The organism is Streptomyces sp. NPDC055078, assembly GCF_053607985.1.
The window spans coordinates 1-11029 of sequence record NZ_JBSGUP010000249.1; the positions used below are offsets into that span (position 1 = coordinate 1).

Annotated in this window: 9 protein-coding genes; 8 read left to right on the plus strand and 1 reads right to left on the minus strand. The window is 72.1% G+C overall.

Going from position 1 to position 11029, the window contains the following annotated elements:
* Positions 1–131 precede the first annotated feature (131 nt).
* The gene (locus ACWF94_RS21050) at positions 132–1397 is read right to left on the minus strand and encodes an aspartate aminotransferase family protein (protein WP_453490393.1); all 1266 of its coding nucleotides are present in this window, start codon (positions 1395–1397) and stop codon (positions 132–134) included.
* Between the two features lie 361 nt (positions 1398–1758).
* Between ACWF94_RS21050 and ACWF94_RS21055 the strand changes: the two genes are divergently transcribed.
* The 8 genes from ACWF94_RS21055 (at position 1759) to ACWF94_RS21090 (ending at position 10921) form a co-directional block, all read left to right on the plus strand.
* Positions 1759–3024 (plus strand): M20 family metallopeptidase, encoded by a 1266-nt coding sequence (locus ACWF94_RS21055; protein WP_453490369.1) that lies wholly within the window; start codon positions 1759–1761, stop codon positions 3022–3024.
* Positions 3021–3929, plus strand: a complete 909-nt coding sequence (locus ACWF94_RS21060) for an IclR family transcriptional regulator (protein ID WP_453490372.1) — start codon at positions 3021–3023, stop codon at positions 3927–3929. The genes ACWF94_RS21055 and ACWF94_RS21060 overlap by 4 nt, the downstream gene beginning before the upstream one ends.
* 175 nt (positions 3930–4104) lie before the next feature.
* Positions 4105–5061 carry a thiamine pyrophosphate-dependent dehydrogenase E1 component subunit alpha gene (locus ACWF94_RS21065; protein ID WP_453490375.1) on the plus strand — a complete coding sequence of 319 codons (957 nt, stop codon included), beginning with the start codon at positions 4105–4107 and terminating at the stop codon, positions 5059–5061.
* The gene (locus ACWF94_RS21070) at positions 5054–6163 is read left to right on the plus strand and encodes an alpha-ketoacid dehydrogenase subunit beta (RefSeq protein ID WP_453490378.1); all 1110 of its coding nucleotides are present in this window, start codon (positions 5054–5056) and stop codon (positions 6161–6163) included. The genes ACWF94_RS21065 and ACWF94_RS21070 overlap by 8 nt, the downstream gene beginning before the upstream one ends.
* A gap of 15 nt (positions 6164–6178) precedes the next feature.
* The gene (locus ACWF94_RS21075) at positions 6179–7174 is read left to right on the plus strand and encodes an acetoacetate decarboxylase family protein (RefSeq protein WP_453490381.1); all 996 of its coding nucleotides are present in this window, start codon (positions 6179–6181) and stop codon (positions 7172–7174) included.
* Positions 7175–7194: 20 nt separating this feature from the next.
* Positions 7195–8763: a purine-cytosine permease family protein gene (locus ACWF94_RS21080; RefSeq protein WP_453490384.1), complete on the plus strand. Its 1569-nt coding sequence runs from the start codon at positions 7195–7197 to the stop codon at positions 8761–8763.
* On the plus strand, positions 8760–9284 hold the full coding sequence (locus ACWF94_RS21085) for a nuclear transport factor 2 family protein (protein ID WP_453490387.1): 525 nt from the start codon (positions 8760–8762) through the stop codon (positions 9282–9284). Before ACWF94_RS21080 ends, ACWF94_RS21085 begins: the two co-directional genes overlap by 4 nt.
* Positions 9281–10921 carry an amidase family protein gene (locus ACWF94_RS21090; protein ID WP_453490390.1) on the plus strand — a complete coding sequence of 547 codons (1641 nt, stop codon included), beginning with the start codon at positions 9281–9283 and terminating at the stop codon, positions 10919–10921. Before ACWF94_RS21085 ends, ACWF94_RS21090 begins: the two co-directional genes overlap by 4 nt.
* Positions 10922–11029: the final 108 nt, after the last annotated feature.

Sequence of the window (11029 nt, forward strand, 5' to 3'; positions counted from 1 at the left end):
CCCCGGCTCTCCCCGCCCCTGGATCTTCCGGGCCCCGGCTCTTCGGGGTCCAGGCTCTCCCCGCCCCCAGCTCTTCCTGGCGCCGGCTCTTCCGGGCGCCGGAGAGCCGCTCCGGCCCGGGGGCGGCTCGCTCAGCCGTCCGTGACCGACGCGTTCACCCGCGTCAGTACGCCCCGGAGCACTGCCAGCGCCTCGTCCGCCTCGTCGTCGGTGACGGTCATCGGCGGGGTGACGCGGATGACATTGCCCAGCAGACCGCCCCGGCCGATCAGCAGCCCCTGCGCGCGGGCCTGTTCCAGAACCGCGGTGGTCGCCTCCGGGTCGGGCGTTCTCGTACCGGGCAGGACGAGTTCCACCCCGATCATCAGGCCCGTACCGCGTACGTCGCCGACCAGCGGGCAGTCCTCGGCGATGGCGCGCAGTCCGGTCAGCAGCCGCTTGCCGACGCGGTCGGCGTTGGCCTGGAGGCCGTGGGAGAGCAGATAGTCGAGAGTGGCGAGCCCGGCCGTCATGGCTACCGGGTTGCCGCCCGCGGTGGAGATGGAGTTGGCGGTGAGGCTGTCCATCAGCCCGGGGCTCGCGACGACGCCGCCGACGGCGAGCCCATTGCCCAGCCCCTTGGCGAAGGTGATCGCGTCCGGGGTCACCTCATGGGCTCCCATGCCGAAGAAGGACGAGCCGGTACGGCCCCAGCCGGTCTGGACCTCGTCGGAGACCAGCAGGATGCCGTACTCGTCGAGCACCTCCTTCATGGCGGCGAAGAACCCGGGCGGCGGGGTCGCGAACCCGCCCGCGCCCTGCACGGGCTCGGCGAGGAGACAGGCGACGTCGCCGGAGGTGGACGTCTCGATGATCGTGCGCAGCTCCTCGGTGCACGCGGCGGTGAACTCCGCGTCGGGGAGGTGTCCGAAGGGGCTGCGGTAGCGGTAGCCGCTGTGGACGTAGGTGACATGGACGGGGCTGAGCGAGGTCGCCGACCAGCCGCGGATGCCGGTAGCGGCCACCGTGCCGAAGGACCGCCCGTGGTAGCTGCCGCGCAGGGCGAGCACCTGGTTGGACCTGCGGCGCTGGGTCGCGAGGAGCATCGCCGTCTCGACGGCCTCCGTACCGGAGTTCACGAAGAAGACCTTCGCGTCCGGGATGCCGGACAGTCCCGCTATCCGCTCGGCCAGTTCGATCTGCGAACGGATCAGATACAGGGTCGAGGAGTGCAGCAGCCGCTTGCTCTGGGCCTGGATCGCCTCGGTGATCTCGGGTATGTCGTGGCCGACCATGGTGGCGAGGAGACCGCCGAAGAAGTCGAGGTACTCCCGGCCCTCGCCGTCGGTGATCCGGCGGCCCGAGCCCTGGACCAGTTCGATCGGCTCGTCGTAGTACAGATGCATCCAGGACGGCATGACACGGCGGTGCCGTGCCAGCAGATCCGCGTGTCCCACGGGTCCTCCCACTTCATGGCCTCCCAGCTCACGGTCTTGCACTTCACGGCTTCGCACTTCACGGCTTCGCACTTCACGGCTTCGCACTTCACGGTCTCGCGGCGCGCGGTTTCGCAGCTCACGGCCTTGGGGTGCTCAGCCCCGCGGTCCCCGGCCCGGTGCCGAGGTGGCCTCACGCTAGACAGCGGGTGGGCGATTCACCCACCTCCTTGCACATTCATTTCAGATAGTCGAAATTGTGGTTCATGTCCCGTGCGGTTCCGGTGAGCGGCGGCGCAGAGTGTGCGGCACCGCGACGGCATACGGACGAGGAGGTGGGCAGATGGCACGGCGACCGAGCGACGCCGAGGTGCTGGCCCGGGTGACGGCCCTGGCGGAGGACATGGCGCAGTTGCTGTGCGCCGGGGTCCGCCGGGCCAGCGAGAGCGGGTGGGAGGACCGGGTGACCGGTCTGTACGCGGACTGGTTCGCCGCCCGTGGGTGGCCGGTGACCCGGCAGCCGATCGCCCCGACCGGCCTGGCCGACGACGAGCCACGGGCCGGGCACCGCGAGAACATCATCGCCTGGTACCCGGAGCGCCGGGGGAGGGCGTGCGTGGTGCTCAACGGCCATGTCGACGTCGTGCCCGCCCTGGACGACGGCACCTGGACCCATCCGCCGTACGCGGGAGTACGGGCCGGTGGCCGGATCCACGGGCGCGGATCCGTGGACATGAAGGGCGGCATCACGGCCGGGCTCTTCGCCCTCGCGGCGCTGGAGGACCTCGGCGTGGACCTCGGCTTCGACGTGGCCGTGCAACTGGTGGTCGCCGAGGAGACGACGGGCGTGGGAACCCGCGCCGCCGCCCGCGAGGTCCCGGAGCCGGTCGCGGCGATCGTCCTCGAACCCACGGGCGGCGCGGTGGTACCGGTCAGCACGGGCCTGCTGTTCTTCACCGTCGAGGTCACCGGGCTGTCGGCGCACACCTCCGCGCCGTGGCGCGGCGTGGACGCCTTCGACCGGCTGATCCGGCTGCGCGAGGCCCTGGCCGCCCTGGCGGACCGGCGCGGCGACGCCTACCGGCACCCCCTGTTCGCGGATGTGCCGACCGCGATCCCGTTCGCCGTCGGCACCGCGAGCGCCGGCCACTGGCGCGCGGCCGTCCCCGACCGCGCGTCGATGTCCGGCCGTATCGGCGTCGCCCCCGGCGAGCCCCTCGACGAGGTCCGCCGTGCGTTCCTGCGCGTCGTCGCCGACGTGGCCACGCGGGACGAGTGGCTGCGGGACCATCCCCCCGTCGTGCGGTGGGACCACGACGGCCTGCCCGGCTGGGAGACGCCGGGGGACCACGGTCTGATCGCCGCGCTCACCGCCGCGCAGCGGGTGCGGACCGGCGCGGAGCGGCTGACGGGATTCACGGCCGGTTCCGATGCCGCGTTCTTCGGGGCGGCCGGTGTGCCGACCGCGGTGTTCGGTCCTGGCGAGGTCACCAGGGCGCACGGCCCGGACGAGTTCATCGAGGAGAGCGCCGTGGTCGACGCCGCCGGAGTGCTCGCCCTCGCCCTCACCCGGCTTCGCCCGGCCGACTGGGACCGGGCTCCGTCATGACCGGCCGCGCGCCCCGCGAACAGGGTGAACGGAACAAAAAGGGTGAATCGGTCGGAGATGGGCCGGGCGCGGACCGCCGCACCGTACTGCACACGCTGGAGCGCGGCCTGCACGTCCTGGAAGCGGTCGCCGCCGCCGACGGCACGGCCACCGCCAAGGTGCTCAGCCGACAGCTCGGCATCAAGATCGGCACTTGCTACCACCTGCTGCGCACCCTGCTCGCCGGGGAGTACCTGGTACGCCTGCCCGGCGGCCACTACGACGTCGGCCCCCGCGCCGCCTCGCTCGGCCGCCATCTCCAGCGCCGGTCCGGACCGTCCCCCGAACTGGCCGTGGTCCTCACCAGACTGCACAACAGAACACACGAGACGTCCTACGTCTCCGGCTGGTACCACGGCACGCTGATCCTCCAGCACTATCTGTCCGGCCTGCACCACCTCAGCGTCGGAAACCTCGACGTCGGCTATACGGGACAGCTCCACGCCCGTGCCTCGTGCAAGGCCGTGCTCGCCTTCCTGCCCGAGGATCAGGTGACCGCCCTCTTCGACGGCGTCGTACTGGAACCGGTCACCTCCCGGACCATCACCGACCACGACCTGCTCATCACCGAACTCGCACGGGTCCGCCGACAGGGATACGCCCTGGACCTGGAGGAGTTCAGCGACGGCGTCTGCTGCGTCTCCGCGCCGTTCTTCAACAGCGCCGGCTCCCCGGCCGGCGCGTTCACCGTCTCCGTCCCCGTGAGCCGCTTCCCCGACCGGCAGTCCTGGCTCACCACCGAGGTGCGCGCCGCCGCGTCCATGGCGACGGGTCTGCTGCGCACCGGCCGGCTGACCGTGCCCTCCGCCCAGCCGGCGGATCCGGTCACCGGCCGAGCCCCCGTGCCACCCGCCTCCACCGGCTGAGCCCCTCTGCCCCCCGGGCCGTACCGGCTGAGCCCCTCTGCCCCCGGCCCGTACCGGCTGAGCCCCTCTGCTACCACCCCTGCCACCAGCCCGCACCGGCTGTGGTCGCCGAACCTGTCGCGCGCCCCCGCGGCGACAGCGGAACCCGTACGAGGAAAGGACCGTGGATACCCCCATGCCCGAAACAGCCACACTGCTCGGCTTTCTGGAGCCGATGCTGCGCATCCGGTACTTCGAGGAGGAGGTCGCCCGGCTGCGGGCGGCCGGTGATGTGGTCGGCTCCGTGCATCTGTGCAACGGCCAGGAAGCGATCTACGCCGGAGCCTGTGCCGCGCTCGACCTGAGCCGTGACGCGGTGTTCCCCACCTACCGGGGTCACGGCTGGACGCTCGCCTGCGGCGCACCGCCGTATCCGCTCTTCGCCGAACTCCTCGGCCGGGAGAGCGGCATCAACGGCGGACGTGGCGGCTCCGCCTATCTGACCGCCCCCGACCACGGCATGTACGGCGAGAACTCCATCGTGGGCGCGGGTGCGCCGATCGCCGCAGGGGCCGCGCTCGCGGCCACCTTCGACGGCTCCGGGCGGGTGGCGCTCGCCGCGTTCGGCGACGGTGCGCTGAACCAGGGCGCCGTGCACGAGGCCATGAACTTCGCCGCCGTGCGCGGCCTCCCGGTGATCTTCCTGGTGGAGAACAACCACTACTCCGAACTGACCCCGATCGCCGCCATGGTCCGGGTGGAGAAGCTGTTCAAGCGTGCCTCCGGCTACGGAATGCCCGGGGCGCGCATCGACGGCAACGACCCCCACGCCGTACGGCAGGCCGTCGGCGAGGCCGTGCGCCGGGCGCGCGCCGGCGAGGGCCCGGTCCTGCTGGAGGCCATGACACAGCGGATCGTCGGCCACTACATCGGGGACGCGCAGCACTACCGCCCGGCCGGGGAGCTGGACCAGGCCATCGCCGCCGAACCGATCGGCCGCCTCGTCGCCGTACTGCGGGAGTCGGGCGTCACCGAGGGGGAGCTGGCCGACACCGCCGACCGGGTGCGTACGGAGATCACCGAAGCCTCCCGCCGCGCGCTCGCCGATGAGCCCGCCGATCCCGCGACCGTACTGGAGCACCTCCATGCCTGAACAAACCGATATGCCCGAGCGGGCCGACCTGCCCGAGCCGACCGACCTGCCCCGGCCGACCGACCTGCCCCGGCCGACCGGCCTGTCCCAGCCGACCGACCGGCAAGGGCGGACCAAGCGCCTGTCCTACGCCGAAGCCGTCAACGCCGCCCTGTCGCGTGCCCTGCACGAGCGGCCGGAGACCCTCCTGTTCGGTGAGGACGTGGCCGCGCCGGGAGGCGTCTTCGGGGTGACCAAGGGGCTGCGTAAACAGTTCGGCGAGCGGGTCTTCGACACCCCCATCTCCGAATCCGCGATCCTCGGCGGAGCCGTCGGCGCGGCCATGTTCGGCCGGCGGCCGGTCGCCGAGATCATGTGGGCGGACTTCTCGCTGGTCGCGCTCGACCAGCTGGTCAACCAGGCGGCGAACGTCCGCTACATCTCGCGCGGCAGGCTGAGCGCGCCCATCACCGTCCGTACCCAGCAGGGCAGCGCACCGGGTGCCTGCGCCCAGCACTCGCAGAGCCTGGAGGCGTTCTTCGCGCATGTGCCGGGGCTGCGCGTCTGCATGCCGACGACGCATCAGGACGCGTACGACCTGCTGCTCTCCGCCATCTGGTGCGACGACCCGGTGATCGTGATCGAGAACCGCACGCTGTACCACGCGGGCAAGCGGGACGTACGGCTGGGCGGGGAGGTGGCTCCCATCGGCGGGAGCGCCGTCCGCCGGCCCGGCTCCGATGTGACGGTGCTGACCTGGGGCTCGATGCAGCACCGGGTGCTGGAGGCCGCCGACGCGCTCGCCGGGCGGGGCATCGAGGCCGAAGTGATCGACGCCCGCTGGATCCGGCCGCTCGACCTGGACGCGGTGCTGGCCAGTGTCGAGCGCACCGGGCGCCTGGCCGTCGTCCACGAGGCCCACACGACCGGGGGAGTGGGCGGCGAGATCGTCGCCGCCGTCGCCGAGTCCGGGGTGGCCCTGCGCTGTCCGCCCGTCCGCGTGGGCACCCCGCCCGTCCGCATCCCGGCGGCGCCTGTCCTCGCGGAGGCCGTCATTCCGTCCGTCGGGGCGATCACCTCCGCGATCGCCGCGGCCGTACGTGTCCCGGCACCGGCCGGCTGAACGGGAGGCCAGGAGATGTCCGCCGAACAGAACGCGGATCGGAACGCGGTTCGGAACGCCGAACGAAGCGCCGATCGGACCGCCGGACCGCCGGACCGGAACGCCGACCGCAGCGCGGAACACAGCGCGGAACACAGCGCCGGGCAGAACGCCGATCGGCACACCGGGCAGAACGCGGCGCCGGGCGCCGGGCAGCAGGACACGGCCCGGGGTGCGGCCAAGGACCGGCCGCCGGTGGCCATGCCGGCGTTCGCGCCGCTGTACGGGGTCGGCAGCGAGTCGGTGAGCCTGCGCTGGCTCACGGTGGAGTACCGCACCCGGCCCCGGACGATCGCCGAACTGCTGCCCGCGCCCCTGCGGCCGACCGAGGATCCGCGCGTCGCGATCTGGGTCGCCGAGTTCATGGGGGCGGCCTTCACCCTGCCGGACGGCAGCGTGGAGCAGCGCCCGCCGTATATGCAGGCCGGGGTGTCCGTGCGCTGCCGCCGTGGGGACGAGATCGGGGCGTACCCCCTCACCTTCTTCATCGAGGGTCTCAACCACGGCACGCTCGGCCGGGAGGTCTTCGGGCTGCCGAAGAAGCAGGCGCGCTCGGTGACGCTGGAGGAGGGCGCCGACCGGGTGACCGGGAGGATCGTCACCGCGGGCGGCATCGAGGTGGTGACGGTCACGGGCCACGCGCCGCCCGCCGCGCCGGATGCCCCGCCCGTCGACCCCATCCCCGCGTGGTTCGCCCGCCACTTCACGCTCAAGCTCATCCCCAGCGCCGAAGGGCGCGGCTGGGATGTGAACCGCATCGTCCGGGTGCCGTTCCGCACCACGGGCGCCCACGACGGCTGGACGGGACCTGGCGAGGTCTCCCTCGTACCCTCGGCCGCCGATCCGCTCCACCTCGTTGCCTGCGACGAGGTCGTCGAAGCCCGCTTCGGGCGCGTCCGCCTGGACGTCGGCTTCGGCACCTACCTCGACCGGGTCGACACCTTCCCCACCTTCGGCACCCCCGCCTGGTGAATCCCGCTACGGAGGTCCCCATGCAAGCGACGACCGACAGTGACAGTGACTGGTCGGAAAACCGGGAGGACTACGCACTGCGTCCCGTCCCCGCCGGCTACCAGCAGTGGAGCGTCTTCTCCCTCTTCGGGGTGATGTTCGGCATCACCACGGCGATGTTCTTCTTCTCCTGGGGCGGCACCCTGGTGCACGCCTACGGCACCAGGAACCTTCTGATCGGCATGGGCACGGCGACCCTGGTCGTCGGCGTGCTGGCCTATCTGTGGACCAGCGCCGCGTCCCGCAGCGGCCTCGCGTCCGACCTGCTGACCAGGGGCGCCGGATTCGGATTCCTCGGCTCCACCGGCACCTCGCTCATCTACACCCTCAACACCCTGATCTTCTTCGCGTTCGAAGGCGCGATCATGGCCAACGCGGTCATGGCCCAGTGGCCGCACATTCCGTCCTGGGTGGTCTATCTGGCCACCGGCGGGATCTTCATTCCGCTGGCCTGGTACGGCATGCGGCTGATGAACATCCTCATGTGGATCACCCTTCCGGTGTTCCTCGTCTTCCTCGCCCTGACGATCTGGAACGCGGCGGACACCTCCGTATCCGTGGACTTCTGGTCCTACGAACCGGCCGCGCTCAGCAGCCCCGACGCCGGGCCCGCGATCCTCCAGGTGATGGCCGCCGCCCTCGGTGTCGCGGGCACCATCCCCGTAGCCGCCGACATCGGGCGCTTCATACCGGCGAAACGCAGACGGATCGGCGCGTTCATCGTCGGCCCGGTGTTCGCCGCCGCCACCTTCCTGGGGCCGACACTGCTCGGGGCATGGCTGTCGCTGCGGTTCGGGGAATCCGACCCCGGACGGTATCTGCCCGCCGTGTTCGGCGTGTGGGGTGTGGTGTTCGTCATCACCACCCAGCTCCGGATCAATCTGAGCAACGCCTACTCCGCCTCGCTCCAGTTCGCCGGACTGTTCAACCGCGTCTTCAGGGTGACGCCCGGACGGCACTGGTTCGTCGTCCTCACCGTCGGCCTCGGCACCGTGCTCATGTTCGGCGACCTCTACAGCAGGCTCAACGCGGTCCTCACCTTCGGCGCCGTGTTCATGACCGCGTGGATCGCCGCGGTCGTCTCCGACATCGTGATCAACAAGGGACTCCTGCGTATCTCCCCGCAGGGGTACGAGTACCGGCGGGCCAGGCTGCCCCATGTCAACCCGGTCGGCATCGGCGCGATCACCGGCGCCCTGGTCCTGACGGTGCCCCTGGCCTTCGGGATCGCGGGGCCGTTCGGCAAGACCCTCGCGCCCTTCATCTCCGCCGCCATCGCCTTCGTCCTGGCGCCCGTCATCGCGCTGGCCACCGGGGGACGGCACTACACGGCCGCGTCCACGGCCACCGACCACCCCGCACCCGGCCAGGTCGCGTGCGTCGTCTGCGCCGAGGAGCACGCGGCGGCCGACATCGTCACCTGCCCGTTCCACCGGGGTGCCGTGTGCTCCGTGTGCTGTGCGTCCGAACGCGCCTGCAAGTCCCTGTGCAAGACCGAAGCCCCACCCGAGACGACCGCCGCCCCGGCGGGAGAGAGGATCACCTCATGACCAAGGAACTGCTGGCCCGTGTGCAGCGGCTGGAAGACATCAAGGACATCGAGCGACTGAAGAGCGTCTACGCCAGGACCTGCGACCTCGGAGCCGACCCCGACGCCCTGATGGCCCTGTACGCCCCGGAGGGCGATGTGGTCTGGCGCAGCAACGTCTTCGGCGAGCACCGCGGCCACGGCGCGATCCACGCGTGGTTCTCCGGCGTCGCCGGGATGATGCCGTGGGCGGCCCACTTCATGGTCAATCCGGTCATCGACATCGCCGACGACGGCCTCACCGCGCACGGCAGATGGGACCTCCTGGAGTTCGCGACCATGACCGACGGCGACTCGGGCCCTGAGGCCGTGATCATGACCGGCTGGTACGAGGACGACTTCCGCAAGATCGGCGGCGACTGGCACTTCACCGGCATCCGGATCGATATGCAGCAGATGTCGGCGCTGGACCGAGGCTGGGCGCGTCAGCCCTTCCGGGGCGGCGACCCGGCGGCGGTGGCGGCGGGACGGGCACTCGGATGACGAAGCCACCGACGAACCGGACGACCCCACTGACCCCACTGACCCCGCTGAACCAGGCGAACCCGCCGAACCCGATGAGCCGGGCGAATTCGATCACACCCCCCGAGGTGGCGCGGCAGGCGGAACGGCTCGGTCTGCCGCTCACCGGCCGGGAGACCGCGGACGTGGTCCGCCTCGCGGGCAGAATCCTGGACGTCGTCGGGGACCTGCCCGCCCCGCCCGCTCCACCGCGCCCCGGCGGCGTACGCGAGATCCTCGCCCCGCCCACCGGGGACGACGATCCGCTCAACGCCATCACCCACTGGACCGATGTCCACTCCGCCGGGCACGGCCCGCTGCACGGCAAGCGGATCGTGGTCAAGGACTCGATCGCGGTCGCCGGGGTGCCGATGAGCGCCGGTTCCGCGCTGCTGAACGGCTTCGTACCGGAACGCGACAGTGTGGTCGCGGGGAGGCTGCTGGACGCGGGCGCGCGGATCGTGGCCACGACCGCCATGGACGAGTTCGGGCTGAGCGCGGGTGGCGACAGCCGCCCCGGTACCACCGTGCGCAACCCCTACGACCCCGCGCGCTCGGCCGGCGGCTCCTCCTCGGGCTGCGCGGCGGCCCTGCAATACGACACGGTCGACATCGCCATCGGCGCCGACCAGGGCGGCTCGGTCCGCGTCCCGGCGTCATGGTGCGGTGTGCTCGGCCTCAAACCCACCCATGGGCTGGTGCCCTGTACCGGAACGGTCGGCATCGACCGGACCGTCGACCACCTCGGCCCGCTGGCCCGTACCGTGGCCGACCTGGCGGCCGTCCTCCAGGTGATCGCGGGCCCCGACGACAGCGACTCCGCGGGCGACGACACTGCGGGCCCCGAATCCGCGGGCGCGAGGACATCGGCGGTTCCGGACTACCCCGCCGCCGTGGCCGAGGCCCCCGCGGATCTGACCGGCGTACGGATCGGTCTCGTACGGGAGGCGCTCGCGGACGGCTCCGGGGTGGACCCCGTGGTCGCCCGGGCCACCCGCACCACCGCCGCCGAACTGCGCGGCCTCGGCGCGACCGTACGGGACGTGGACCTCCCCGAGCACGCGAGCGCCGGGCCGCTGTGCTTCGGCACGACCGTGGAGGGCTGGTCCGCCCTGCTGGACTCGGGCGGCAACGGCTACCAGTGGTCCGGCCGCTACTGGCCCGAACTCGCCCGCGCGATCAGCGACAACTGGGAGAAGGAGGCGGAGCACCTCGGCGTCGCCGCGAAAGCGGTACTCGTCGCCGGGGCGTATCTGCGGGAGCACCACCGAGGCGCGCGGTACGCGACCGCGCAGAACCTGCGCTCCGTCCTGGTCGACGGGTACCGGCGGGCCCTGTCCGGCGTGGACTTCCTGCTGATGCCGACGACGCCCGGCCTCCCGCACCCGGTGGCGGCCGGGATGCCGGAGGCGGAACGGGTCCTGCGCGGCTGGGACGTACTGGCGAACACGGCGCAGACGAACCTCACCGGGCACCCGGCGCTCTCGCTGCCACTGGCCGAGGCGGACGGTCTGCCCATCGGCATGATGCTCGTCGGACATCCCCACGCCGATGCCGATCTGCTGCGATGCGCCGCCACCATCGAACGGGGCCTCGGCTGGGTCCCCGCCGCCCGCTAGGCCGCTGCCGCCTGTCCTGGCGCCCGGTCCCGGCCGTGGGGGCCGGGGCCCGGCCCCGCCCCCCCGCCCGCGGGGGGGCCCCCCCGCCCGCCCCCCCCAGCCCCACCC

Bases quoted from the DNA above. Each gene is read 5' to 3' on its own strand.
- ACWF94_RS21080 (WP_453490384.1), top strand. From the start codon at position 7,195: ATGCAAGCGACGACCGACAGTGACAGTGACTGGTCGGAAAACCGGGAG.
- ACWF94_RS21065 (WP_453490375.1), top strand. From the start codon at position 4,105: ATGCCCGAAACAGCCACACTGCTCGGCTTTCTGGAGCCGATGCTGCGC.
- ACWF94_RS21090 (WP_453490390.1), top strand. From the start codon at position 9,281: ATGACGAAGCCACCGACGAACCGGACGACCCCACTGACCCCACTGACC.
- ACWF94_RS21085 (WP_453490387.1), top strand. From the start codon at position 8,760: ATGACCAAGGAACTGCTGGCCCGTGTGCAGCGGCTGGAAGACATCAAG.
- ACWF94_RS21060 (WP_453490372.1), top strand. From the start codon at position 3,021: ATGACCGGCCGCGCGCCCCGCGAACAGGGTGAACGGAACAAAAAGGGT.
- ACWF94_RS21075 (WP_453490381.1), top strand. From the start codon at position 6,179: ATGTCCGCCGAACAGAACGCGGATCGGAACGCGGTTCGGAACGCCGAA.
- ACWF94_RS21050 (WP_453490393.1), bottom strand. From the start codon at position 1,397: ATGCCGTCCTGGATGCATCTGTACTACGACGAGCCGATCGAACTGGTC.
- ACWF94_RS21055 (WP_453490369.1), top strand. From the start codon at position 1,759: ATGGCACGGCGACCGAGCGACGCCGAGGTGCTGGCCCGGGTGACGGCC.
- ACWF94_RS21070 (WP_453490378.1), top strand. From the start codon at position 5,054: ATGCCTGAACAAACCGATATGCCCGAGCGGGCCGACCTGCCCGAGCCG.